This is a genomic window from Phytopseudomonas seleniipraecipitans, assembly GCF_900102335.1.
Lineage (GTDB): Bacteria > Pseudomonadota > Gammaproteobacteria > Pseudomonadales > Pseudomonadaceae > Aquipseudomonas > Aquipseudomonas seleniipraecipitans.
The window spans coordinates 770,222-792,574 of sequence record NZ_FNBM01000001.1 but is presented as its reverse complement, the minus strand read 5'-3'; the positions used below and the strand labels follow the sequence as shown (position 1 = coordinate 792,574).

Below are 22,353 nucleotides of genomic sequence, written 5' to 3'. Positions count from 1 at the left end.
GGAAAACAAACCCTCATGGCCCTGGCAATTTTCGATCTCGACGAAACCCTGATCAACGGCGACTGCGCCAGCCTGTGGAGCGAGCACATGGCCACGCTGGGCTGGGTCGACGGCGAGAGTTTCATCGCCAAGGATCACCAGCTGATGGCGCTGTACGCCGAAGGCAAGCTGGCCATGGAGGACTACATGACCTTCAGCCTGTCGCCGCTGGTGGGGCGCACGCCGGAGGAAGTCGCCTTCGTGGTCGAGCCCTTCGTGGAAGACGTGATCGAGCCGATCTTCTTCAGCGACGCGACTCGTTGCCTGGCGACCCATCGCCAGGCCGGCGACCGCATCCTGATCATTTCCGCTTCGGCGCATTTTCTGGTCAGCGCCATCGCCGAACGGCTGAAGGTCGAAGAGGTGCTGGCCATCGACCTGCATGAGGAGTACGGCCACTACAGCGGCAAGACCGAGGGCGTGCTGACCTACCGCGAAGGCAAGGTCACCCGCCTGCATGCCTGGCTCGAAGAACACGGCCAAAGCCTGGACGGCGCCTACTTCTACTCCGACTCGCGCAACGACCTGCCGCTGCTGCAACGGGTCGACAAACCCCACGCGGTGAACCCCGACGCGGTATTGCGCGAACATGCCGAGCGCGAGGGCTGGCCGATTTTGAGTTGGAGTTGAGCACGATAGCAGCAAGGTAGCGGAAGCAGACCTAGGGTGGATGACGCTCTTATCATCCACCATTGCGATCGCAGAGCGGTGGACGGGTCGGGCCGCGTAGGTGAGGCGTCGTCCCCCTACGACAGGCCGCTTCTGCCTTGGAGCAGCCCAAGCGGCGTGTTAAAGAAGATCGTCAACCGCCTCTTAAAACGTCACACCCGCGATCAGCGCAATATTGCTGTACGGCCGGCACTCACCGGTACGAATCTGCACGCGAGCCTTGGCACAGGCGGCCTTGAGTTCGTCATGGCTGACCAGCTGCCGCTCGCCCAGCGCACCGCTGGCGTTCAGTTCTTCGATGGCCGCGAGTGCCAGCGGTGCTGCTTCCAGGGTTTCCCGGGCCAGCAGATGGCCCTGCACCTGCATCTCGCTGAGCACCACCTTGAGCGTGGTGACGAAGTCCGGCACGCCGGCGGTTAATGCCAGGTCGATGCACGGCGTGCCTGCCGGTACCGGCATGCCGGCGTCGCCAATCACGATGATGTCGCCATGGCCCAGCCGGGCAATAGCAGTGGAAAGTGCAGCGTTGAGCAGGGGCGTTTTCTTCATGCGGGCAACTCGTGGCGATGAGGGATGGATGGCTGTGCGCCCGGCCGGGTGACGGCCAGGGCGGCGGCTTGCTGGCCCAGGCGGATGGCACCCTCCAGCGGCAGGCCTTCGGCCAGACCGGCGGCGAAGCCACCAACGAAGGTGTCGCCCGCGGCGGTGGTATCGACCGCCACGACCGGCTCGACCGGCAGGTGCAGGTGGCGCTCGCCATCGGCGTAGAAAACGCCCTGGCTGCCGAGGGTGATCAGCACCCGCTTGGCGCCGCACGCGAGCAGTTGCTCCGCAGCCTGATGTGCGCTTCGCGGCGAGTCGACCGCGATGCCGGTCAGCAGCGCCGCTTCACTCTCATTGGGAATCAGGTAGTCGATCAAGCCGTACCAGTGGGCTGGCAACGGCCCAACGGCAGGTGCCGGGTTGAGGATCACCGTGCGGCCCAGCTCATGGGCACGTAGCAAGGTGGCCTCGACGGTGGCCGTGGGCACTTCCAGCTGGGCGATGACGATATCGGCCGTTGCCAGCAGACCATCATGGTCGGCCAGGCGCTCAGCCGTCATTTCAGCGTTGCTGCCCGCCGCGATGACGATGGCGTTCTGGCCGGCATCATCGACCAGAATCGTCGCGATGCCGGTCGCCACTCCCGGCGCCTTCGCCACCGCCGTGCAGTCGATGCCTTCCGCCAGCAGCCCGGCTCGCAGTTCGGCACCATGGGCGTCATCGCCCACACAGCCGACCATCGCTACAGTGGCGCCGAGCCGCGCGGCAGCCACGGCCTGGTTGGCGCCCTTGCCGCCCGCCGCGGTAGCAAAACCGTGCCCGGCCAGCGTCTCGCCGGCGACCGGAAACCGCGGCATGCGAACGATCAGGTCCATGTTCAGGCTGCCCACCACCACTACCTTCGCGTGCATTGCAGATGTTCCTCTACGTCAGCCGAAACGCGTGGGCGCTTCGAAATAATCAAGTCAGTGGCGCTGCGCTGGACTCGCGCAGTACCAGGGTGGGTTCGATCAGTCGTTGCTCAGCCTCCAGGCCGGGCGTGCGGATACGCGCCAGCAACCGGGCAGCGGCGGTCTCCCCGAGCTGGCCGATGGATTGACCGACCGTGGTCAGTGCCGGGTGCAGGTAGCGACTGACTTCGATGTCGTCGAAACCCACCACCGAAAGCTGCTGCGGTACCTTTACCTTGAGTTCGGCAGCGGCGCGCAGCACGCCCAGGGCGATCATGTCGTTGCCGGCAAAAATCGCCGTGGGCACCTCGCGGCCAGCCAGCAGCACCTGGGCAGCGGCGTGCCCTGCCGGGCTAGTAAAAGCGCAGTCCACCACCGGCTGCGCTTCGATATTCGCTTCACCCAGCGCGCGCCGATAGCCGGCTGCTCGCAACTGCACCACCTGGGTGCTGGCCGGCCCGCCGATGCAGGCAATACGGCGGTGACCCAGTTCGAGCAGGTGACGCGTCGCCAGGTAGGCGCCGCGCTCATGATCCACCTGCACGCGATCGGCCGTCACCCCATCGAGGGAGCGGTCGACCAGCATCAGCGGCACTTTCAGCGCGGCCAAGGCCTGGGCGAAAGCCGCGTCGCTGGCCACCGTGGCGACGATCAGGCCGTCGATGCGCCGCTCCAGCAACACGCGCAGGTAGCGCAGTTGCTTGTCGATGTCGTCATCGGAGTTGCAGAGGATCACGCTGTAGCCGTTGCGCTCGGCGTGGTCCTCGATGCCGCGCGCCAACTCGGCGAAATACGGGTTGCTGGCGTTCGGCACCAGCAGCCCGAGGGTACCGGTGGCACGGGCCCTGAGCGAGCGCGCCACGCCGCTGGGCACGTAGCCCAGTTCGGCGATGGCCGCCTCGACCTTGCTACGCACCGGGTCGCTCACCGGCCGGGTGCCGTTCACCACATGGGACACCGTGGTGTAGGAAATACCGGCCCGTGCGGCGACATCCTTGATGGTGGCCATGAATGATCAGCCCCTGCGCTTGGCGCGGTAGCTGCGGTAGGTGTCGAGGATCACCGCGACCACGATCACCGCGCCGGTGATGATCCGCTTGGTGGGTTCCGAGGCGCCGATCTGCGCCAGCCCCGCGGCCAACACGGAAATGATCAGCACGCCAAAGAAGGTGCTGATCACCGAGCCACGGCCGCCCATCAGGCTGGTGCCGCCGATGACCACCGCGGCGATCACCTGCAGCTCCAGACCGGAACCGGCATTCGGGTCGGCGGCTTCCAGGCGCGATATCTGGAACAACGCAGCCAGACCGGCAAGCAGGCCCATCAGTGCGAACACCGAGACCTTGTATGGCTTGGGGTTGATGCCAGCCAGGCGCACCGCTTCCTCGTTGGTGCCGATGGCCACCAGGTAGCGGCCGAACACGCTGCGGGTCAGCAGCAGGTGCGCGGCGGCGATCACCAGCAATGCGATCACGAAGGATGGCGAGATACCGGCGGCGAATGGCGTCGACAGCCAGGCGTAGGCGTCGCCGATATAAGCGGTGCGCGAGTCGGTGAGCTGGTAAGCCAGGCCGCGTGCCATCTCCAATACGCCGAGGGAGACGATGAACGAGGGAATGCCCCAGGCCACCGTGATGATCCCGGTCACGCTGCCAGCCAGGGCCGCACAGGCCATGCCGAGCAGCGCCGCGGGTACGATGCCCCAGCCAAAGCCGAGGGTGGCCACACTGACCACCGCAGCTGCCAGGGCCAGCACCGAGCCCACCGACAGGTCGATGCCGCCGATGATCAGGATCAGCGTCATGCCCACCGCCAGCACCATCAGGTCGGGGATCTGGTTGGCCAGGGTGGTGAAGGTCGCGTAGGACAGAAAATGGCTGCTCAGCGAAGAAAACAGCACGATCATCGCCAGCAGCGCACCAGCCAGGCCGAGGTAGGTGCCCAGGCCCTTATGGGTGCCACTGCGCTTGGTCGGCGTGGCGGATGGGGTGGTCATTGGGAAAGCTCCTGTAACGGGGGGGCGACCTCGCCAAGCATGGCTTCACGGCTGCGGTAGCCGGCGAAGGCAGCGGCCAGCAGACGATCCTGACTCCAGTCATCGCGGTCGAATGTTTCAATCAGGCGGCCGGCCGACAGCACGCCGATACGATCACAGATCAGCATCAGCTCGCGCAGGTCGCTGGACACCACCACGAGCGCCTTGCCCTGGCGCGCCAACTCGCCGAGCAGGCCGTATATTTCGAATTTGGCACCGACATCGATACCGCGGGTCGGCTCGTCGAACAGCAGCACGCGACAGTCGCGCTCCAGCCAGCGGCCAATGACCACCTTCTGCTGGTTGCCACCGGAGAGTTCGGCCACGGCCTGATGGGGCCCGTTGCAACGAATGCGCATGGCATCGATCTGCCGCTGCGCCAATGCCTGCTCCGCCGCCGGGCGCATCACGCCATGCCTGGAAACCGCCGGCATGTTGCCCAGCGCCAGGTTGGCGGCGATTGGCTGGCCGAGCAGCAGGCCTTCACCCTTGCGGTCCTCGGTGATCAAGGCAATGCCATGGCCCACCGCTTCAGCGGGTGAGCGCACGCGCACCGGCACAGGCGGAGTGCCGATGGCCACCTGGCCGCTGTCAGCGGGGTCGGCGCCATAGATCAGCCGCAGCAACTCGGTGCGACCGGCACCGATCAAACCGGAAATGCCGTAGATCTCCCCTGCCCGCACGCTGAAGGACACATCGTCGACCTTGCCGCGCCGGCACAGATTGCTGACCTGCAACAGCGGCGCACCAATCTGCCGTTCGCCCAGATCGATGGAGTCGCCGACATCGCGGCCGACCATCAGGGTGACCAGCTCGTCGCTGCTGTAACGGTCGATGGGCTCCACGGCGACCAGCTGGCCATCGCGCAGCACGGCCACGCGCTGGGCCACTTTCGCCAGCTCTTCCAGACGGTGGGAGATATAGACGATGGCCACACCGGCATCGCGCAAGCGCTGGATCTGCTCGAACAGCAAATCGACCTCACGGGCGGTGAGCATCGCCGTTGGCTCGTCGAGCACCAGCACGCGGCAATCGCCGATCAGGTTACGGGCGATCTCGACCATCTGCTGATGGCCGACGCCCAGCGCGGCCACCGGGGTATCCGGGTCGATAGCCTCCAGGCCGACCCGCGCCATGGCCTCACGCGCCATCTCGCGCAGGCGACCACGGGCAATCCAGCCGCCACGGCTGGGCAGGTTGTCGAGAAACAGGTTCTCGGCCACGGTCAGGGTCGGCAGCAGGTTGAGTTCCTGCAACACCATGCGCACGCCAAGGCGCTCGGCCTCGCGACGGCTGGCTGGTGCATAGGGCTGGCCAAGGAAAGTCAGTGAGCCAGTAGTCGGTTGTTCCAACCCACAGAAAATCTTTGAAAGGGTACTTTTGCCGGCGCCGTTCTCGCCGGTCAGCGCCAGCACTTCACCGGCGCGCAGCTCCAGCTCGACCCCGCCCAGCACGGGCTGGACGTAGGTCTTGCCGATATTGCGGGCGGCGAGAACGGTCTCGCCGGCCACTACCGCATGGATCACGGCTTGGTCACGAGTTCGACCGGGGTTTCGATCACACCGTCTTTGGCGTCGGTGGCTTCACCCTTGACCAGTTTGAGCGCCGCTTCGATGCCGAACACCGCCTGGCGAGCGGCGAACTGGTCGGCAGTGGCAAGCACACGGCCGTCCTTGAGCATCGGTTTGATGGCGTTGATGTTGTCGTAACCGACCACCTGCACCTGGTCTTTCTTGCCTGCCGCGCGTACCGCAGACACCGCGCCAAGCGCCATGCTGTCGTTGCCGGCCAGCAGTGCCTTGAGGTCGGGGTATTCGTTGAGCATGGCGGAGGCCACCGCGTTGCCACGGTCTATTTCCCAATTGCCCGACTGCACGCCGACGATCTTCATGCCGGCCGCTTCCATGGCGTCCTTGAAGCCCGCGGTGCGCTGCTGGGCGTTGGTGGTGGTGGAAACGCCTTCGATGATGCCGACTTCGTCGCCCGCCTTGAGCTTGTTCTGGGCCAAATACTCACCGACCAGACGCGCGCCTTTGCGGTTGTCCGGACCCACGAACGGCACGTCCAGGCCTTTGCTCTTCACCACTTCGGGGTCGAGACGGTTGTCGATGTTGACGATCTTGATGCCGGCATCGCTGGCTTTCTTGATCACCGGCACCAGCGCCTTGGAATCGGCCGGCGCGATGACCAGCGCATCGACCTTGGCAACGATCATCTGCTCGACGATACGGATCTGCGCGGACGTGTCTGTTTCGTCCTTGATGCCGTTGGCGATCAGTTCGAACTGGGTGGGGTTTTCTTTCTGGTAGGCCTTGGCGCCATCTTCCATGGTGCGGAAGAACTCGTTGGCGAGGGACTTCATAACCAGCGCGACGCGAGGTGTTTCACCTTCGGCGGCATGCACGCTGGAGAAACTGACAAGGGCGGCGGCGCAGAGGGCAATGGCGGCGCAGAGACGGGCAGGACGGAAACCGGACATGGGCGAACTCCGTGAATATTGTCATTTTTATTGGGACGCAAACGTTTGCGTAAAGACAAAGCTAAGAAACCGCCGGCACTTTGTCAAACGATATGAAACGCTTTGGGCGGCGCAACAGCCGCTTAAGCTGGAGGCTCAGAGTTGAATGCGCATGCCGCTGCCGATCATTCGATGCGGATGCGGTACGCCACGGCCGTCATTCCTGGCCATCGGGAAAGCCTGCGAACAGCACGGCGTCTTCGCAGGCCGTGTCACCCGACAGATAGATGAATCGGTCCACCGTGACGGCATCTCCTTCAACCTCATACTCGTGCTTGATGCGCCCCAGCTTCGGCGCACTGCTGCCGAGCTTTTCCACCGGCAACCACATCTCATTGCGCGTTTTGCGCCCCTCCTCCGTGAGGTGATCAAGAATCACGCAGCGCTCGCCCGCTGCGACGCGCACGGCAAAGACGTAGTTGCCATGGGAGGTGTCGCGAACAACCGCCTTCGTGTCACGACGCAGGCGTTTGGCAAACCACTCGCCAACAGCAAGCCGGTGATGCTCGCCAGGTGGCGTTTCATTTGACGATCACTTCTGTCGCGGCATAACGCTGCTGCGGCTCGACGATCTGTTCCTGCGCGACCACCAGCGGCAGATCGCGAGAGCCTTCGGCTGTCCTCTGCACCAAGGCATACAGCGTGGCGGTGGCCAGTTCCAGCGCCTGCGGCAAGGCATGCCCAGACAACAGGCGGGCCAGCAGCGTCGCCGAGAACACGTCACCCATGCCGTTGGGCAGCGGGTGCAAGGCCAGGCGCGGCGTGCTGACCAGCCACGCGCCCTCGCCGTTGACGGCCAGGGTGCACAGTTGATCGGCGGAAATGTCTGGTGTGGCCAGGCTGGTGATGACCACCACGTCCGGCCCGCGGCCACGCAAGTGCCGCGCGGTACGCACGGCTTCGTCGACGCTGTCGAGCTTGCTGCCGGTCAGCAGCTCGAACTCGAACTGGTTGGGGGTGATGATGTTGGCACAGGGAATCGCCAGGTTACGCAGGAAATCTGGGATCGCCGCGTTGACGAATACCCCGCGGCCGACATCGCCCATCACCGGATCGCAGAGGTAGCGCACGCCCGGGTTGTCGCGGCGAATCTCGTCCACCGCCTCGAGGATCACCGCGCCAATCGCCGCGTCGCCCAGGTAGCCGGAGAGCACCGCCGAGACCCGTGACAGCACACCACGGTCGCGTAGGCCGGCGAGTACCTCGCGGATGTGCTCGGCATCGAACACCTGCCCCCGAAACTGGCCGTAACCGGTGTGGTTGGAGAACTGCACCGTGTGAACCGGCAGCACTTCGAAGCCCAGCCGTTGCAGAGGGAACACGGCGGCATCATTGCCAACGTGGCCGAGGGCAACGTGGGACTGGATGGACAGCACGAATGGCGGTGTGGAGGCGCTCATGGGAAATCGAATCCTGTGTCGGGGCGGCGCAAAAGCCAATGACAGCATTATTCGTCAATAACAACGTTGGGCACCATCCTGACGGTGCTGGATGCCTTGTAGGCCGTCATCTAATTGGCTGAACAGCGTCGAGCCGGGCCAGTCGGAACAAGAGTGCTGCCCGTGAGGCAACCTCGCTCAAGGGCAGGCACCCACCTGAGAAAGGAGCCGTCGAATGTCCGCACGCCTGATTGCCCTGCAGGGCGACATCACCACTCTCGACGTTGATGCCGTCGTTAACGCTGCCAATTCCTCGCTGCTTGGCGGCGGCGGTGTCGACGGCGCCATTCATCGCGCCGCTGGCCGTGAGCTGCTGGAGGAATGCCGCCAGCTTGGCGGCTGCGATACCGGCGAGGCGAAGCTGACTCGCGGCTACCGATTGCCGGCCCGTTTCATCATTCATACGGTCGGCCCTGTGTGGCGCTCGGGTAGCCAGGGCGAACCGCAGCTGTTGGCATCCTGCTACCGCAACGCGCTGCGCCTGGCGGCGGACAACGGGCTGAGCAGCCTTGCCTTTCCCAGTATCAGCACCGGCATTTATGGCTACCCGCTGGCTCAGGCGGCGCAGATCGCAGTCGCGACCGTCCAGGCCGAAATAGCCAGCCTGCCGGGCATTACCGAGGTGCTGTTCTGCTGCTTTTCGGCCAACGACCTGGCGGTGTACCAGCGCACGCTGGCCGAGTTGAACACCTGACTCAAGCGGGCAACGGAGCATCCCCTGGGACGATGCCCTCCTCGCGCAGCGCTTCCCAGAATGCAGCCGGAATAGACTCACCGAGCTGCTGACGGTACTGCGCAGGCCGTTGCGGCGAAGCGCTGCCGGGTATCACCGATTGCACCACCGGATTGGCCAGGCAGAACTGCAGGGCCGCAGCGCGAATGTCGACACCGAAACGCTCGCTCACGGCCTGTAGACGCGCGGTCTGCTGGCGAACCGCATCGGGTACGCGGTCGTACTCGTAATGCTCGCCACCGGCCAGCACACCGGAGTTGAACGGCCCGCCCACGACGATACCGACCTGCCGCTCGGCGCAACGCGGAAACAAGGTATCCAGCGCCTCTCGATGATCGAGCAGGGTGTAGCGCCCGGCCAGCAGAAACACGTCGGGGTCAGCCTGTTCGAGCGCCAGGCGACAGGGCTCGACCAGGTTCACGCCAAGTCCCCAGCCGCCGATCAGCCCTTCCTCGCGCATGCGAGTCAACGCAGGCGCCGCGCCCTGCATGGCCTCGGCGAAATACTCGCGCCATTTCGGTCCGTGCTGGTCTTCGGATACGTCGTGGATGAACACCACGTCGATGCGGTCCACGCCAAGGCGTTCCAGGCTGTCTTCGATGGAACGCCGTGCGCCGTCTGCCGAATAATCGATGATGCGCTGGTTGGCGAGCTCGTTGACGAACGGCTTGGCGTTCTCTGGCGCGTCGGTTGGCTGCAGCAGGCGACCGACCTTGGTGCTGAGCAGAAATTCGTCGCGTGGCTTGCCGCGCAGGAATTGCCCGAAGCGCGCCTCGGACAGCCCGGCGCCGTAGTGCGGCGAGGTGTCGTAATAGCGGATACCGGCCTGCCAGGCCGCCGCCAGGGTGGCCTGGGCCTGGTCTTCATCGACCGCGTGGAACATGTTGCCGAGCGGTGCGCCGCCGAAACCAAGCGCCGGAAGAGTGATGCGCATGCTGCCTCCATAATGCAAATGTGTCGTCATGCATGGGGACAGGCCGTGATTGCAGTTCGTTCGTTGCGTCGGATCAACTGATGCCAATACAGGCCGAATCTTACAAGCTCATATGAATCAACGGAAACGGTCGGCCCTGGCCGTCCGTTTCGCTGCGGCCGGTATCGTGAAAGCCATAGCGGCGGTAAAAACCATGGGCGGCCGGGTTCTGTTCATTGACGTCCACCGTCAGCTCGCCAAGACGCGCGCGGGCGTCGTCTAGCAACCGTGAGCCGATGCCCTGGCCATGTTGCGTGGGGTCCACGAAGAGCATCTCCACGTGCCGTTCGGTGAGGCCGATAAAGCCTGCCAGCTGTCCGTTTTCACCCACGTAGACGGAGATGGCCACGGCATCCAGATACAGATCGCGCATCTGCCCGTACAGCGCATCGACATCCGCCTGGGACAGAAAATGGTGCGTCGCCAGCACGGCGCGGTGCCAGATTTCGAGCAGCCGCGGGTTATCGTCGGGGTGGCGTGGGCGAATGGGCATGAGGCGCTCCGTTGGCAGGCAATGTCCGCCGCGCAGCGTAATGAGTGACCGAGCGCCTACGCAAGCCGGCCACTGGGCGATTCATTCGAACGCTGGGCAGCGAGCTTCTGTCCACCGCTCACAGACCACTGTCAGCACAGGAGCCGCGTCGATGAAACGCTACCAGAAGCAGGATTACCCCGTGGATGCGGTTCGCCGCTACCTCGAACCCGGCCCCATCGTGCTGGTGAGCACCAGTTGGCAAGGCCGGCACAACATCATGACCATGGGCTGGCACATGATGATTCGGTATCAGTCGCTGGCCTGCTACATCTGGGACGCCAACCACAGCTTCGACATGCTCAGGAACAGCGAAGCCTGCGTGATCAACCTGCCGACCGTGGACATCATCGATACGGTGGTCGACGTCGGCAACTGCAGCGGCGCCGAGGCCGACAAATTTGCGCGCTTCGGCCTGACCGCAAAGCCGGCCGAACAGGTCGACGCGCCCCTGATCGACGAGTGCTACGCCAACTTCGAATGCCGCCTGGCCGATGCCAGCCAGATCGACCGCCACGGGCTGTTCATCTGGGACATCGTCAAGGCCCACGTGGCCGTATCGCCCCGGCAGCCGAAGACCGTACATTACCAGGGTGATGGCGAATTCATGGTGGCCGGCGATTCGATCAGCTGGCGCGGCCGCTTCAAGCCGGAGAAGCTGTAGCCGCAGCATGGCTGGTAGACGTGGCGCGCACTAAACGCCGTGGCTCGTTCCCAGAACCAGCCGCATGCGCTGCGGTTGGTCGCGATGCCCGGCCGGTAGCTGACGGGCTGGCAGGTCTTCGACCCAGACGAAACCGTATCGTTGGTACAGGGCCAGCGCGGCGTGGTTGGACTTGAACACGTTCAGCTCGATGCTGTGCATGCCCTGCTCGCGGCAATGCCCGATCACCGCTTCCAGCAGACGCCGCCCCAACCCCTGGCGCCGCCAGTCGGCGTGCACCTGCATGCCGAGCACGCCGACGTGCGCATCGCCCTCCGGTCGGCAGTGGCTGTCCGGGTAAGCTTCAGCGGTGGCGATGATGCGCCCGGCCTGTTCAATCACGAACACTGCCCAGCCGGCTTCGTCCGCGCGTTGCAGAGCACGGGCGATCACGGCCTTGGGCGGCGCGAAGGGACGGGACGAGTAGAGCCCCTCGGCCGCCACCTGACCGAACAGGTCATGGAAGGCGTCGAGGTCGCCCATACGAATCCTGCGCAGCTGCATGCTCTGTTCATTGCTGGCATCGTTGTCCATGCCGCCTGAAAGCAGGCCAGTGTCGCCATGCGATGTAAAGCTAGCTTGACTCATGAAGGAGGCTCTCTTAATGTAAAGCACACTTTCCATAAAGGGGGTGCGCCATGCACCATAACCGTTTTCTCGCCCACTTTGCCCTGGCGATGGTTGCCTACGTCAGCGCAGTGATCATCAGCACCCTGCTACTCATCAACGTCCCGGAGGGTATCGTGCGCACCGTTTCGGCGTTGCTGCCGGTATTGCCCATGATCACCGTGGCCATTGTGGTCATCCGCCAGGTTCGGCAACTCGATGAACTGGCCAGAATGATTCATCTGGAAGGCTTGGCGGTCGCCTTCGTCGGCACGGCCTTGATCACCTTCAGCTATGGCTTTCTGGAAACCGCCGGCTTCCCGCGTTTGTCGATGTTTCTGGTATGGAGCCTGATGGCACCGCTCTGGGCAATGGGCACCTTCCTCGCCTGGAGGCGTTACCGGTGATCAACCAGGTACGCGAACAGCGCACTGAACGCGGCTGGTCACAGGCCGAGCTCGGCGCGAAGCTGGGCGTTTCGCGGCAGACCATCAACGCCATCGAGACCGGGCGCTACGATCCCAGCCTGCCGCTGGCCTTCAAGATTGCCCGCTTGTTCGAATCGAGCATCGAAGCGCTGTTCCAGGCGCCAGAAGAATGAGCGCGCCTGAACTACCACGTTCGCCCCTACAGCGTTATCAGCATGCCGTCGAGCATCAGGGCTTCGCCGCCGATGAGGCGCAGCTACGCGCCGCACAGGTGCTGCAGGTTTGCCACGACGCGCTGCATGCAACACCCAGGCAGCCAGCCCTGGGCGTCTACCTGTGGGGGCCAGTCGGCCGTGGCAAGACCTGGCTGATGGACAGTTTCCACGAGTCGCTGCAGGTACCGGCGCGGCGGCAGCACTTTCATCATTTCATGCAATGGGTGCACCGCCGCCTGTTCGCGTTGAGCGGCACCGCCGAGCCGCTTACCGTGCTGGCCCGCGAGCTGGCCAGCGAGATCCGCGTGTTGTGCTTCGACGAACTGTTCGTCAGCGACATTGGCGATGCGATGCTGCTCGGCCGGCTCTTTCGTTCGCTGTTCGACGAAGGCGTGGTGCTGGTCGCCACCTCCAACCAGCCACCGGACCAGCTGTACGCTGGCGGCCACAATCGCGAGCGCTTCCTGCCCGCTATCGCCGCGCTGCAGCAGCACATGCAGGTGGTTGCCGTGGACGGCAGCCAGGATCACCGCCAGCATCCAGGCCAGGCGTGCCAGCGCTACTGGGTGCGCGAGCCTGGCCAGCCCAGCGCCCTGCCCGCGCTGTTCGATTCGCTGAGCACTGGCGAAACCGCCTGCAACGACGCGCTGGCCATCAATCACCGGCTGATCGGCGTGCGGCGCCACAGCGCCAGCGTGCTGCATTGCAGCTTCGCCCAGCTGTGCGTGCAGCCGTTGTCGGCCGAGGATTTCATTGCGCTGTGCGACCGCTTCAAGGCCATTCTGCTCGATGACGTGCCGGCACTGAGTGCCCAGCAGCAACCCGCCAGGATCGCCCGCGGCACCGAAGACGCCGCCGAGCGCGTGATCGCCGGTGACCGGCAGTTGCCCGCCCTGTCGATCCACGACAACGCGGTGCGCCGCTTCATCGCCCTGGTGGACGAATGCTACGACCGCCGCGTGCCGCTGTATCTGGAAGCGGACGTACCGCTGGAGGCGCTGTACACCGAAGGCTACCTATCCTTCGCCTTCCGCCGTACCCTGAGCCGCCTGCAGGAGATGCAGCTACAGCGCTTCGGCTGATGGATAGCGCGGGCTCATAAAACACACCGTAGCCTGGGTCGAGCGAAGCGACACCCGGGGAATTCGCTCCTGGGTAGCGCAGGCTCAACCCAGGCTACGTGGCTGCGGTGCGGGTACTTCTCGACCTACGGCGCCAGCCCGAGAAAGGCCAGCAGCTCGGCCTTCTTGGCCATGGCGTCCTGGTAACCCAGTTCGATCAGCTCGCTGCAATAACCCGGCTCGAACAGCAGGTAGCTCAGCACCCCGCCGCCCCCATCACGGGTCGCGCCGGGGCCGCGCAGGAACAGGCGCAACGCGGCGGGCATTTCCCGGCGGTGGCGGGCGGCGATCACGTCGAGTGGCTGGCTGGGAGAAATCACCAGCACTTCCACCGGCGTCAGGCCATAAGCGCGGCTGCGCTGCTCGGCCGGCACCAGGCGACCTAGCTGGTTGAGGCGCGCCAGCAGTTCGATGTCGCTCTCCACGTTATCGATGAAGGTGCTGTTGAGCATGTGCCCGGCGATTTGCGCCAGGCTCGGCATGCGCCCGGCCGGCGGTGGGGTCGCGGCAGCCGGGTTGGCTTGATCGCCCACCGGATTACCGCTCACGCCCACCACCAACACCCGCGTCGCACCGAGGTGCAGCGCCGGGCTGATCGGCGCCATCTGCCGCACCGCGCCGTCACCAAAATATTCGCGGTTGATCTTCACCGGCTCGAAGATCAGCGGAATGGCGGTACTGGCCAGCAGGTGCGGCAACGCCAGGCGGGTCGGTACGCCGACACGGCGGTGACGGAACCAGGGATCGATGGCCGCGCGGCCCTGATAGAAGGTTACCGCCTGGGCCGATTCATACCCGAAGGCGGTAACCGCCACCGCACGCAACTGGCGATGACGTATGGCCGCGGCGATGCCGGAAAAATCCAGCTCACGTTCGAGCATGCGCGCCAGCGGCGAACTGTCGAGCAGCGCCACCGGCACCTGTTTGCCAAGGCCAAGCATGCTGTGGCCAATGAAACGGCTGGCCTGACGCAGCACGCCCGGCCAGTCGCTGCGGTACACCTGATCGGTATGAAAGCTGCGCCACACGCTACTCAGCCGGCGCACCGCCTCGCGAAAGTGCAAAGCACCGCAGGCCAGACTGACGGCGTTGATGGCACCGGCGGAGGTGCCGACGATCACCGGAAACGGATTGCCTGACGACTCGGGCAGCAGGTCGGCGATCGCCGAGAGCACGCCGACCTGATAGGCAGCGCGGGCGCCACCGCCAGAGAGGATCAGCCCGGTGGTGGCCGGGGGGCTAGCGGCATCCTGCGTCATCACGGCGATTCCAATTCGAGGTTGTCAGTAGAGCTTGGGCTCGCCTGGTGGACGGGTCTTGAAGCGGCGGTGGGCCCACAGATACTGGGCAGGACAGGAGACAATCGCCTGTTCGACCCAGGCGTTGACGCGCAGGCAATCGGCTTCCTCGGTCTCGCCAGGGAAGTCGTCGAGCGGCGGGTGAATGGTCAGGCGATAGCCCTGACCGTCCGGCAGGCGCTGCTGGGTGAATGGCAGCACAATGGCGCGGCCCAGGCGGGCGAATTTGGTGGTCGCCGTTACGGTGGCCGCCTGCACGCCGAACAGCGGCGCAAACAGGCTCTGCTTGGGGCCGTAATCCTGGTCGGGCGCGTACCAGATCGCCCGGCCTTTGCGCAGCACCTTGATCATCGCGCGCACGTCCTCGCGCTCGATGGCGGTGGCATCCAGATTGTGACGCTCGCGACCACGGCGTTGCACGAAGTCGAACAGCGGGTTGCGGTGCTCGCGGTACATGCCGTCAATGGTGTGCACCTGGCCGAGCAAGGCGGCGCCGATTTCCAGAGTGGTGAAATGGATCGCCATGAGGATCACGCCCTGCCCTTGGGCCTGGGCATGCTGGAGATGCTCGATACCTTCGATGTGCGCCAGCTGCGCGAGCTTATCGCGCGGCCACCACCAACTCATGGCCATCTCGAAGAAGGCGATGCCGGTGGACGCGAAATTTTCCTTCAGCAGTTGCTCGCGCTTAGCGGCCGGCATGTGCGGAAAACAAAGCTCCAGGTTGCGCGTGGCAATACGCCGCCGCGAGCCGGCAACGCGATACATCAGCCAACCCAGACCACGGCCCAGGCGCAGCAGTACGCGGTACGGCAACTGCACGACCAGCCACAGCAAGCCAAGGCCGAGCCACAATGGCCAGAAGCGCGGATGAAGAAAGGCGCGACGAAATACGGGACGATCCATTGACGATCCTGGATGGCGTTCAAAGCCGCTTAGTCTAACAGCACCGGCCATTCGCTCGTGAATGCCATGCGTTCGGGCTCAACGCTGCCAGCTGATCTGCAGGGCCTCGTCAGCGACCATGCGCTGCAGGTGATCGGCGACCACCGGTTCCAACTGATCCAGCGTCGCCTCATCAGGCGCCTCGATGAGTACCTGCAGGCCGCCTTCGATCACCGTCAGGACGCAACGCGCCGGATCGAAGAAGATCTCGCCACGGCTCTCATCGAAGCTCACTTGAAACTTGTGGCTCCAGTGCCGGCATAGACGGGTCACGCAGCGCACGGCGTGTTCGGTGCTGACGGTTGCACGGGATTCGGGCATGCGGGGACTCCGGAATGAAGTGATTGAGGGCGAAATCTATCACGCGGTTCCGCAGCCTGGCATGCGCCATTGCTGATCGTTCCCATCGAAAAGTCTGGACTTGCATGCCGGCCAACCGAGCGTCAGGATCGTATCCAGCCAATAACAATATCCGTCCCATTACGGCCAGGAGAACCCCATGCAAGATGTCGTCATCGTCGCCGCCACCCGCACCGCCATCGGCAGTTTTCAGGGGGCGCTGGCGGATATCCCGGCCACCGAACTGGGCGCGGCCGTGATCCGCCGGCTGCTCGAACAGACCGGTCTGCAGGGCAGCGAGGTGGATGAAGTGATTCTCGGCCACGTGCTCACCGCTGGTGCCGGGCAGAACACCGCTCGCCAGGCGGCCATCGCTGCCGGTCTCCCACATGCAGTACCGGCCCTGACGCTCAACAAGGTGTGCGGCTCCGGCCTCAAGGCGCTGCATCTCGGTGCCCAGGCGATTCGCTGCGGCGACGCCGAGGTGATCATCGCCGGCGGCATGGAAAACATGAGCCTGGCGCCCTACGTGCTGCCCAAGGCACGCACCGGCCTGCGCATGGGCCACGGGCAACTGGTCGACAGCATGATCAGTGACGGCCTGTGGGATGCCTTCAACGATTACCACATGGGCATCACCGCCGAGAACCTGGTGGCCAAATACGCCATCAGCCGTGAATCCCAGGATGCCTTCGCCGCCGCCTCGCAACAGAAGGCCCTGGCGGCCATCGAATCGGGGCGCTTCGCCGATGAGATCACCCCGATCCTGATCCCCCAGCGCAAGGGCGAGCCCATCGCCTTCGCCACCGACGAGCAGCCGCGTGCCGGCACCACTGCCGAGACACTGGCCAAGCTCAAGCCGGCGTTCAAGAAAGACGGCAGCGTCACCGCGGGCAATGCTTCGAGCCTGAACGACGGCGCGGCGGCGGTCGTGCTGATGAGCGCCAGCAAAGCCAAGGCGCTCGGCCTGCCCGTGCTGGCACGCATCAAGGCGTACGCCAATGCCGGCGTCGACCCGGCGATCATGGGCATTGGCCCGGTATCGGCGACCCGCCGCAGTCTGGAGAAGGCCGGCTGGTCCTTCGACCAGCTTGACCTGATCGAAGCCAACGAAGCCTTCGCCGCCCAGGCTTTGTCGGTCGGCCAGGAGCTGGGCTGGGACACAGCCAAGGTCAACGTCAATGGCGGCGCCATCGCCCTTGGCCATCCGATTGGTGCATCCGGCTGCCGCGTGCTGGTCACCCTGCTGCACGAGATGCTCAAACGTGACGCCAAGAAAGGCCTGGCCACCCTGTGCATCGGTGGCGGTCAGGGCGTGGCGCTGCTGCTCGAGCGCGACTGAAAACCACGAGGCCCACGCCGGTGGGCCTCGTGTTCTCGTAACAGGGTCGCCCTTTCGCGCTAAGATCAGGCTCCACCTTATCGAGCGCAGCAATGAACGATTTCCCCGCCCTCACCTATCTCTTCGCTGAATGCCGCACGACCTGCCCGCTGCGCCCGCAGGTCACCTCCCTCGTGCTGTTCGCACTGCTGTGCGAAGACGACGATGTGGTCTATCTGGAAATCCGCTACATCGACTACGCCAATGGCCAAGCCGAGGGTGATCACCTGTGGCTGACGCTCGAAGAGGCCAAGCAGGCCGCGCTTGAGGATCACGGAATCACCGAAGAAGACTGGCGCCCCCTGTCGGCCCGGGAAATCGCCCGCATCGACCGCACCATCGAGTAATCGCCGACTACGTGTTCAGCAGGCTACGCATGAGCGTCAGTGCCCGCCGGTCTAGCGCCGACAGGCGTCCCACATTCTCATTACCTGGCTGACTGCCGCATCCAGCACTGCATGTTCGATGCCGTCTCGAGCGAGGGTCGAAAGCCCCAGTAGAAAGCTGTCGAACGCGGATGTCAGGGCGCTTGAATCAGTGTCGCTGGTCAACTCCCCGTCAGCGATTGCCCGCTCGATGCACGCGCGGATGCCACGTCGCGTGCGTTCACGGGCCGCACTCAACGCCGTCGCCCCCTGCTCCGGCGCGCATACACCGATGACGCCCAGCGCCACCATGCAGCCACGCGGATGCCCAGCCTCGCACTGCATCCTGGCGGAGCGGCGCAGCGCCTGCTCGACGGCTTCACGGGCGGGCAGCGTGCCGTCGAAAAGGCTTTCCATGACCTGCCCGTGGGTGCTCTGGTACAGCGCCAACGCCTCCTGAAACAACGCCTCCTTGGAGCCGAAAGCGGCGTAGAAACTGGGCGCGGATATACCCCCGGCAATACCGGCCTTGAGCTGGCTCAGGGATGTGGATTCATAGCCATGCTCCCAGAACAGGTGCATCGCCTGGACAATTGCTGCATCACGGTCGAATGTGCGCGGGCGCCCCATCTGTGCCATGTCGGTCCTCCTCGATAACCACTTAAATACTAGTCGATACAAAAGTCGTTGACCATGGATCTCTGCCGAACTACATTTGTACCAATCGATACATATCTGAGAAGCAATCCATGACTGACTCCCCGAAAAAAAGCGATTCCCTTCCCATTTCAGCGCTGTTGGCCCTGGCGATGACAGGCTTCATCTGCATTCTGACCGAGACTTTGCCAGCTGGTCTGCTACCAGAAATCAGCGCGGGCCTCGACGTTTCCCCGGCTCTGGCCGGGCAACTGGTCACCCTCTATGCCCTAGGTTCGCTGCTGGCCGCCATCCCACTGACCATCGCCACCCAGGGCTGGCGACGGCGCAATGTATTGCTGCTGTCGATCATCGGCTTTCTAGTGTTCAACTCGATCACTGCCTGGTCATCGGACTATGTACTGACGCTGGTCGCGCGCTTCTTCGCCGGCATGGCCGCAGGGCTGGCCTGGAGCCTCATCGCCGGCTACGCCCGGCGCATGGTCGCTCCGCACCAGCAGGGTCGGGCCTTGGCCCTGGCCATGGTGGGCACGCCCATCGCCCTTTCCCTGGGGGTACCGATCGGCACCTGGCTCGGTGGCATGGTGGGCTGGCGTACCGCGTTCGGGCTGATGTCCGTGCTCAGCATCGGGCTGATCGTCTGGGTACTCGTCAAGGTGCCGGACTACCCCGGGCAATCGCGAACCCAGCGCATTGCCCTGCGTTCGGTACTGCTGACGCCCGGTGTGCGCCCCGTTCTCGCCGTGGTGCTGACCTGGATGCTCGCCCACAACATGCTCTACACCTACATCGCCCCCTTCGTCGCCCCTGCCGGGTTGGGCAGCCAGGTCGATGTCGTCCTGCTGACCTTCGGCGTCGCCGCCCTGGCAGGTATCTGGATCACCGGCCGACTGGTCGATCGCCACCTGCGCCAGGCGGTACTCGCTAGCCTTGCCGCCTTTGCACTGGTCGCCCTGCTGTTCGGCCTGTACGCCGAATCGATCGCTGTGCTGTACATCGGCGTGTTCGTCTGGGGACTGACCTTCGGCGGCGCTGCCACCCTGCTGCAAACCGCCTTGGCAGACGCAGCCGGCCCTGGCGCCGACGTGGCGATGTCGATGAACGTGGTGGTCTGGAACTGCGCCATCGCCGGTGCGGGCCTGACCGGCGGTGTGCTGCTCGGCCAGTTCGGTGTCGGCTCCTTCCCGTGGGTGATGTTGGCCCTGCTGCTGATTGCCCTATGGATCGCCTCAGCGGCCAGCCGCCACGGTTTTCCGTCTGGGCAACGGCGTAGCGACGTGGTCGTCGCCGGACACTGATCACCCACCTTTGCCAAACAGGAGATAACCATCATGTCCCATTCAGGTCGCAAATCCGTTCTGGTACTCGGCGGCAGCCGCGGTATCGGTGCTGCCATCGTGCGTCGCTTCGCCAGCGATGGCGCGCAGGTAACCTTCACTTACGCTAACTCGGCGGCACCGGCAAAGCTGCTGGCAGAGGAAACGGGTAGCCGCGCCGTGCAAGTGGACAGCGCTGATCGTGCCGCCCTGACTGCCATGATCGACAGCCTCGGAGCCATTGACGTGCTGGTGGTCAACGCCGGCGTGTTCGTCGCGGGCGACCCGCTGGCGCTGGATGCCGATAGCATTGACCAGCTCTTCACCATCAATATCAACGCGCCCTACCATGCAGCGGTCAGCGCGGCGCGGCAAATGCCAGCCGGCGGCCGGATCATCTTGATCGGCTCGAACATCGCCGACCGCGCAGCGATGCCGGGCATGGCCGCCTATGGCGCCAGCAAGGCCGCACTGAGTGGCATGGCCAAAGGACTGGCAAGGGACTTCGGCCCCCGTGACATCAGCGTCAACGTCGTGCAGCCAGGCCCGACCGACACCGAGATGAACCCGGCCGACGGCCCGCTGAACGAGCTGATGCACAGCTTCATGGCGATCAAGCGACACGCCCGCAGCGATGAAATCGCGGCCATGGTGGCCTGGCTGGCAGGTGCCGAAGCCGCAATGGTGACGGGTGTTGCACTCACTCTCGACGGCGGTTTCGCAGCCTGACCACCACTGACTTGCTTCAACCTCAAGTCGGGTAACAGACCGCTTAGTTCACCCGTTCCGCCACTGGCAGCGTGGCAATCGCTTCACGGGTTTCACGGTCCTGGGCGTCGCGCCAGACACGGAAGGCGTCCAGTTCATTGCCCCAGGTTTTCATTACCCAGGCGAGTACAGCGAGGTCGTCCACCAGCCCCAGGCCAGGAATGAAGTCGGGGATGGCGTCCAGCGGCGAGACGAAGTACAGCAACCCGGCCACGATGGCGAGCAGTGCCTGCGGATTGATTGCCCGGTAGCTGCCCTGCCACCACGCCACACACAGCTGCTGCAGCAAGCCCAGATCGCTACGCAACGATGCCAGGCTGGCACCGCCACCACGACTTTTACGGGCTACCGCCAGTAGCAATGCTGGCAGGCGACCGCGCTTGAGGAAACGTTGTGCGATCGGCAGGTAACGGGCGAAATTCCACGGCGCTTTCATGACCACTCCTCGTCAACCCGCATCGCTGCTGGGTTGTCTGTGGTTATCCACCATAGCTGTGGATAACCTTGTGAACAGTTATGGGATTAGCTTACCAAACGCCCTTGCCATGCGGCCTTGCCACAGATCGGACATTTTTTATCCAGCGGAAAAAATACAACTAAATCAATAATTTAAAAAAATCAAAAGATTTTTATAAAAACCTGACCAAGTAAATGAGAAGGCTTGCTGCAATGTGCATAACCGTAACGCGGGGGTTGCATTCGCAGCGCGTTGCGGCTAGGCAAAAGACCTCAGAAACAACAACGCCCCGAAGAACGGGGCGTTGTCGCGGAACAGCTAACGCTTACTGAGCCGGAGCAGCCTCAGGTGCAGCCTGTTCTTGAGCAGCCTGATCCTTGATCGCGATCAGTTCCAGGTCGAACACCAGTACCGAGTTGGCAGGAATTGCCGGGCTCGGGCTCTGGGCGCCGTAGGCCAGCTCACTCGGGATGTACAGTTTGACCTTCTCGCCAACGTGCATCAGTTGCAGACCTTCAACCCAGCCCGGGATTACGCCGCCAACTGGCAGATCAATCGGCGTACCACGCTCGATGGAGCTGTCGAATACGGTGCCGTCGGTGAGCTTACCTTCATAGTGAACGGTAACCACGTCATCAGCCTTGGGCTGAGCGCCGTCGGCCTTCTTGACGATTTCATACTGCAGGCCGGATTCGGTGGTAGTCACGCCGTCACGCTTGCCATTTTCTTCCAAGAACTTCTTGCCGGCTTGAGCCGCTTCTTCGTTCATGGTGGTCATGCGCTCTTCAGCACGCTTTTGCAGCGAGGCAAAGGCTTCGATCAGCTCTTCGTCTTTCAGGCGCTGCTCTTTTTTGCCGATGGCGTCCTCGATACCTTGAGCGACAGCATTGGGGTCCAGATCGTCCATGCCTTCCTGAGCCAGGCTTTTGCCCATGTTCAGGCCGATGCCGTAGGAGGCTTTCTGAGCCGGGGTTTCCAGTTTGACTTCGCTGGTTTGCGAATCACAACCGGCGAGCACCAAGCCCACCAGGGCGATCGCTGCTGCCAAACGATGCTGTTTCATGCTGATTCCTTGTTTCGCTGCGCCCTAGGGCAATCGAGTGAAGACGCGAGCTTAGGGGGTGTAGGTGTAGCAACGCAAGCCGCGTTACCGTGAATTATCCAGGCAGATCACGCATGCGCTGCGGGAAGTGGCGAGGTGAAGCAGAAAGCTGACCGGATCATTCAGTTCACCGTGCCGATTTGCCGAAGCAACGGTGTAACTGACTAGCCGGTATGAGTTTTTCTGCCCAAGGAAGTTCACTGAGGGGCAAGGCAAATTGG

At 63.9% G+C, this 22,353-nt stretch carries 27 protein-coding genes; 10 read left to right on the top strand and 17 right to left on the bottom strand.

The window, feature by feature from the left end:
* Window positions 1–15: 15 nt before the first annotated feature.
* Complete coding sequence (locus BLS60_RS03635) at window positions 16–669, top strand: HAD family hydrolase (RefSeq protein ID WP_092364740.1); 654 nt, start codon at window positions 16–18, stop codon at window positions 667–669.
* A gap of 183 nt (window positions 670–852) precedes the next feature.
* On the opposite strand, the gene rbsD is transcribed toward BLS60_RS03635, so the two are convergent.
* The 8 genes from rbsD to pdxY form a co-directional block, all read right to left on the bottom strand.
* Window positions 853–1,257: a D-ribose pyranase gene (rbsD, locus tag BLS60_RS03630; RefSeq protein ID WP_092364737.1), complete on the bottom strand. Its 405-nt coding sequence runs from the start codon at window positions 1,255–1,257 to the stop codon at window positions 853–855.
* Window positions 1,254–2,162, bottom strand: coding sequence for a ribokinase (rbsK, locus tag BLS60_RS03625; RefSeq protein ID WP_092364734.1), 909 nt, complete (start codon window positions 2,160–2,162; stop codon window positions 1,254–1,256). Before rbsK ends, rbsD begins: the two co-directional genes overlap by 4 nt.
* Before the next feature lie 49 nt (window positions 2,163–2,211).
* A complete protein-coding gene (locus BLS60_RS03620) occupies window positions 2,212–3,210 on the bottom strand; it encodes a LacI family DNA-binding transcriptional regulator (RefSeq protein WP_092364731.1) in 999 nt (332 codons plus the stop codon).
* A 6-nt stretch (window positions 3,211–3,216) separates the two neighbouring features.
* Window positions 3,217–4,197 carry an ABC transporter permease gene (locus BLS60_RS03615; RefSeq protein ID WP_092364728.1) on the bottom strand — a complete coding sequence of 327 codons (981 nt, stop codon included), beginning with the start codon at window positions 4,195–4,197 and terminating at the stop codon, window positions 3,217–3,219.
* Window positions 4,194–5,762, bottom strand: coding sequence for a sugar ABC transporter ATP-binding protein (locus BLS60_RS03610; protein ID WP_476742259.1), 1,569 nt, complete (start codon window positions 5,760–5,762; stop codon window positions 4,194–4,196). The genes BLS60_RS03615 and BLS60_RS03610 overlap by 4 nt, the downstream gene beginning before the upstream one ends.
* On the bottom strand, window positions 5,759–6,715 hold the full coding sequence (locus tag BLS60_RS03605; protein ID WP_092364725.1) for a sugar ABC transporter substrate-binding protein: 957 nt from the start codon (window positions 6,713–6,715) through the stop codon (window positions 5,759–5,761). The genes BLS60_RS03610 and BLS60_RS03605 overlap by 4 nt, the downstream gene beginning before the upstream one ends.
* A 196-nt stretch (window positions 6,716–6,911) precedes the next feature.
* A complete protein-coding gene (locus BLS60_RS21265) occupies window positions 6,912–7,133 on the bottom strand; it encodes a hypothetical protein (RefSeq protein ID WP_143024569.1) in 222 nt (73 codons plus the stop codon).
* Window positions 7,134–7,275: 142 nt separating this feature from the next.
* Window positions 7,276–8,154, bottom strand: coding sequence for a pyridoxal kinase PdxY (gene pdxY, locus BLS60_RS03600; RefSeq protein WP_092364722.1), 879 nt, complete (start codon window positions 8,152–8,154; stop codon window positions 7,276–7,278).
* Window positions 8,155–8,368: 214 nt separating this feature from the next.
* Between pdxY and BLS60_RS03595 the strand changes: the two genes are divergently transcribed.
* Complete coding sequence (locus BLS60_RS03595; RefSeq protein WP_092364719.1) at window positions 8,369–8,887, top strand: O-acetyl-ADP-ribose deacetylase; 519 nt, start codon at window positions 8,369–8,371, stop codon at window positions 8,885–8,887.
* A 1-nt stretch (window position 8,888) separates the two neighbouring features.
* Here BLS60_RS03595 and BLS60_RS03590 read toward each other — a convergent pair whose 3' ends face one another.
* Window positions 8,889–9,860: an aldo/keto reductase gene (locus BLS60_RS03590; protein ID WP_092364716.1), complete on the bottom strand. Its 972-nt coding sequence runs from the start codon at window positions 9,858–9,860 to the stop codon at window positions 8,889–8,891.
* 100 nt (window positions 9,861–9,960) lie between these two features.
* On the bottom strand, window positions 9,961–10,392 hold the full coding sequence (locus BLS60_RS03585; RefSeq protein WP_092364713.1) for an acetyltransferase: 432 nt from the start codon (window positions 10,390–10,392) through the stop codon (window positions 9,961–9,963).
* Window positions 10,393–10,543: 151 nt separating this feature from the next.
* Between BLS60_RS03585 and BLS60_RS03580 the strand changes: the two genes are divergently transcribed.
* Entirely contained in the window at window positions 10,544–11,095 is a 552-nt protein-coding gene (locus BLS60_RS03580) for a flavin reductase family protein (protein WP_092364710.1), read from the top strand.
* 30 nt (window positions 11,096–11,125) lie between these two features.
* On the opposite strand, the gene BLS60_RS03575 is transcribed toward BLS60_RS03580, so the two are convergent.
* A complete protein-coding gene (locus BLS60_RS03575) occupies window positions 11,126–11,722 on the bottom strand; it encodes a GNAT family N-acetyltransferase (protein WP_167357641.1) in 597 nt (198 codons plus the stop codon).
* A gap of 50 nt (window positions 11,723–11,772) precedes the next feature.
* Here BLS60_RS03575 and BLS60_RS03570 point away from each other — a divergent pair, with 50 nt between their 5' ends.
* The 3 genes from BLS60_RS03570 to zapE are packed head-to-tail and all read left to right on the top strand — an operon-like array spanning window position 11,773 to window position 13,465.
* The gene (locus tag BLS60_RS03570; protein WP_092364705.1) at window positions 11,773–12,147 is read left to right on the top strand and encodes a hypothetical protein; all 375 of its coding nucleotides are present in this window, start codon (window positions 11,773–11,775) and stop codon (window positions 12,145–12,147) included.
* Window positions 12,144–12,341, top strand: a complete 198-nt coding sequence (locus BLS60_RS03565; RefSeq protein ID WP_092364702.1) for a helix-turn-helix transcriptional regulator — start codon at window positions 12,144–12,146, stop codon at window positions 12,339–12,341. The genes BLS60_RS03570 and BLS60_RS03565 overlap by 4 nt, the downstream gene beginning before the upstream one ends.
* Window positions 12,338–13,465, top strand: coding sequence for a cell division protein ZapE (zapE, locus tag BLS60_RS03560; RefSeq protein ID WP_092364698.1), 1,128 nt, complete (start codon window positions 12,338–12,340; stop codon window positions 13,463–13,465). Before BLS60_RS03565 ends, zapE begins: the two co-directional genes overlap by 4 nt.
* A 125-nt stretch (window positions 13,466–13,590) precedes the next feature.
* Here zapE and BLS60_RS03555 read toward each other — a convergent pair whose 3' ends face one another.
* The 3 genes from BLS60_RS03555 to BLS60_RS03545 all read right to left on the bottom strand — a co-directional run bounded on the left by BLS60_RS03555 (window position 13,591) and on the right by BLS60_RS03545 (window position 16,068).
* Window positions 13,591–14,763 (bottom strand): patatin-like phospholipase family protein, encoded by a 1,173-nt coding sequence (locus tag BLS60_RS03555; protein ID WP_092364695.1) that lies wholly within the window; start codon window positions 14,761–14,763, stop codon window positions 13,591–13,593.
* A 24-nt stretch (window positions 14,764–14,787) separates the two neighbouring features.
* On the bottom strand, window positions 14,788–15,708 hold the full coding sequence (locus BLS60_RS03550) for a lipid A biosynthesis lauroyl acyltransferase (RefSeq protein ID WP_092364692.1): 921 nt from the start codon (window positions 15,706–15,708) through the stop codon (window positions 14,788–14,790).
* A gap of 78 nt (window positions 15,709–15,786) precedes the next feature.
* Window positions 15,787–16,068 carry a DUF2218 domain-containing protein gene (locus tag BLS60_RS03545; protein WP_092364689.1) on the bottom strand — a complete coding sequence of 94 codons (282 nt, stop codon included), beginning with the start codon at window positions 16,066–16,068 and terminating at the stop codon, window positions 15,787–15,789.
* Window positions 16,069–16,246: 178 nt separating this feature from the next.
* On the opposite strand from BLS60_RS03545, the gene BLS60_RS03540 reads away from it, so the two are divergent.
* Together BLS60_RS03540 and BLS60_RS03535 are read left to right on the top strand one after the other, a co-directional pair.
* Window positions 16,247–17,428 carry an acetyl-CoA C-acetyltransferase gene (locus BLS60_RS03540; RefSeq protein ID WP_092364686.1) on the top strand — a complete coding sequence of 394 codons (1,182 nt, stop codon included), beginning with the start codon at window positions 16,247–16,249 and terminating at the stop codon, window positions 17,426–17,428.
* Window positions 17,429–17,520: 92 nt separating this feature from the next.
* On the top strand, window positions 17,521–17,814 hold the full coding sequence (locus BLS60_RS03535) for a hypothetical protein (protein WP_070881523.1): 294 nt from the start codon (window positions 17,521–17,523) through the stop codon (window positions 17,812–17,814).
* Window positions 17,815–17,865: 51 nt separating this feature from the next.
* Here the strand turns inward: BLS60_RS03535 and BLS60_RS03530 are convergent, their stop codons facing one another.
* Entirely contained in the window at window positions 17,866–18,471 is a 606-nt protein-coding gene (locus BLS60_RS03530) for a TetR/AcrR family transcriptional regulator (protein ID WP_092364683.1), read from the bottom strand.
* 110 nt (window positions 18,472–18,581) lie between these two features.
* On the opposite strand from BLS60_RS03530, the gene BLS60_RS03525 reads away from it, so the two are divergent.
* The gene (locus BLS60_RS03525; protein ID WP_092364680.1) at window positions 18,582–19,787 is read left to right on the top strand and encodes an MFS transporter; all 1,206 of its coding nucleotides are present in this window, start codon (window positions 18,582–18,584) and stop codon (window positions 19,785–19,787) included.
* A 33-nt stretch (window positions 19,788–19,820) separates the two neighbouring features.
* A complete protein-coding gene (gene bdcA, locus BLS60_RS03520; RefSeq protein WP_092364677.1) occupies window positions 19,821–20,534 on the top strand; it encodes an SDR family oxidoreductase in 714 nt (237 codons plus the stop codon).
* 43 nt (window positions 20,535–20,577) lie between these two features.
* Here bdcA and BLS60_RS03515 read toward each other — a convergent pair whose 3' ends face one another.
* Entirely contained in the window at window positions 20,578–21,009 is a 432-nt protein-coding gene (locus BLS60_RS03515; RefSeq protein WP_092364674.1) for a YkvA family protein, read from the bottom strand.
* A gap of 346 nt (window positions 21,010–21,355) precedes the next feature.
* Entirely contained in the window at window positions 21,356–22,093 is a 738-nt protein-coding gene (locus BLS60_RS03510; RefSeq protein ID WP_070881528.1) for a BamJ family beta-barrel-assembly machinery protein, read from the bottom strand.
* Window positions 22,094–22,353: the final 260 nt, after the last annotated feature.

Excerpts from the sequence above, each read along its gene's own strand:
- BLS60_RS03635 (WP_092364740.1), top strand. The coding sequence starts at position 16 with ATGGCCCTGGCAATTTTCGATCTCGACGAAACCCTGATCAACGGCGAC.
- rbsD (WP_092364737.1), bottom strand. The coding sequence starts at position 1,257 with ATGAAGAAAACGCCCCTGCTCAACGCTGCACTTTCCACTGCTATTGCC.
- rbsK (WP_092364734.1), bottom strand. The coding sequence starts at position 2,162 with ATGCACGCGAAGGTAGTGGTGGTGGGCAGCCTGAACATGGACCTGATC.
- BLS60_RS03620 (WP_092364731.1), bottom strand. The coding sequence starts at position 3,210 with ATGGCCACCATCAAGGATGTCGCCGCACGGGCCGGTATTTCCTACACC.
- BLS60_RS03615 (WP_092364728.1), bottom strand. The coding sequence starts at position 4,197 with ATGACCACCCCATCCGCCACGCCGACCAAGCGCAGTGGCACCCATAAG.
- BLS60_RS03605 (WP_092364725.1), bottom strand. The coding sequence starts at position 6,715 with ATGTCCGGTTTCCGTCCTGCCCGTCTCTGCGCCGCCATTGCCCTCTGC.
- pdxY (WP_092364722.1), bottom strand. The coding sequence starts at position 8,154 with ATGAGCGCCTCCACACCGCCATTCGTGCTGTCCATCCAGTCCCACGTT.
- BLS60_RS03595 (WP_092364719.1), top strand. The coding sequence starts at position 8,369 with ATGTCCGCACGCCTGATTGCCCTGCAGGGCGACATCACCACTCTCGAC.
- BLS60_RS03590 (WP_092364716.1), bottom strand. The coding sequence starts at position 9,860 with ATGCGCATCACTCTTCCGGCGCTTGGTTTCGGCGGCGCACCGCTCGGC.
- BLS60_RS03585 (WP_092364713.1), bottom strand. The coding sequence starts at position 10,392 with ATGCCCATTCGCCCACGCCACCCCGACGATAACCCGCGGCTGCTCGAA.
- BLS60_RS03580 (WP_092364710.1), top strand. The coding sequence starts at position 10,544 with ATGAAACGCTACCAGAAGCAGGATTACCCCGTGGATGCGGTTCGCCGC.
- BLS60_RS03575 (WP_167357641.1), bottom strand. The coding sequence starts at position 11,722 with ATGAGTCAAGCTAGCTTTACATCGCATGGCGACACTGGCCTGCTTTCA.
- BLS60_RS03570 (WP_092364705.1), top strand. The coding sequence starts at position 11,773 with ATGCACCATAACCGTTTTCTCGCCCACTTTGCCCTGGCGATGGTTGCC.
- zapE (WP_092364698.1), top strand. The coding sequence starts at position 12,338 with ATGAGCGCGCCTGAACTACCACGTTCGCCCCTACAGCGTTATCAGCAT.
- BLS60_RS03555 (WP_092364695.1), bottom strand. The coding sequence starts at position 14,763 with ATGACGCAGGATGCCGCTAGCCCCCCGGCCACCACCGGGCTGATCCTC.
- BLS60_RS03550 (WP_092364692.1), bottom strand. The coding sequence starts at position 15,708 with ATGGATCGTCCCGTATTTCGTCGCGCCTTTCTTCATCCGCGCTTCTGG.
- BLS60_RS03545 (WP_092364689.1), bottom strand. The coding sequence starts at position 16,068 with ATGCCCGAATCCCGTGCAACCGTCAGCACCGAACACGCCGTGCGCTGC.
- BLS60_RS03540 (WP_092364686.1), top strand. The coding sequence starts at position 16,247 with ATGCAAGATGTCGTCATCGTCGCCGCCACCCGCACCGCCATCGGCAGT.
- BLS60_RS03535 (WP_070881523.1), top strand. The coding sequence starts at position 17,521 with ATGAACGATTTCCCCGCCCTCACCTATCTCTTCGCTGAATGCCGCACG.
- BLS60_RS03530 (WP_092364683.1), bottom strand. The coding sequence starts at position 18,471 with ATGGCACAGATGGGGCGCCCGCGCACATTCGACCGTGATGCAGCAATT.
- BLS60_RS03525 (WP_092364680.1), top strand. The coding sequence starts at position 18,582 with ATGACTGACTCCCCGAAAAAAAGCGATTCCCTTCCCATTTCAGCGCTG.
- bdcA (WP_092364677.1), top strand. The coding sequence starts at position 19,821 with ATGTCCCATTCAGGTCGCAAATCCGTTCTGGTACTCGGCGGCAGCCGC.
- BLS60_RS03515 (WP_092364674.1), bottom strand. The coding sequence starts at position 21,009 with ATGAAAGCGCCGTGGAATTTCGCCCGTTACCTGCCGATCGCACAACGT.
- BLS60_RS03510 (WP_070881528.1), bottom strand. The coding sequence starts at position 22,093 with ATGAAACAGCATCGTTTGGCAGCAGCGATCGCCCTGGTGGGCTTGGTG.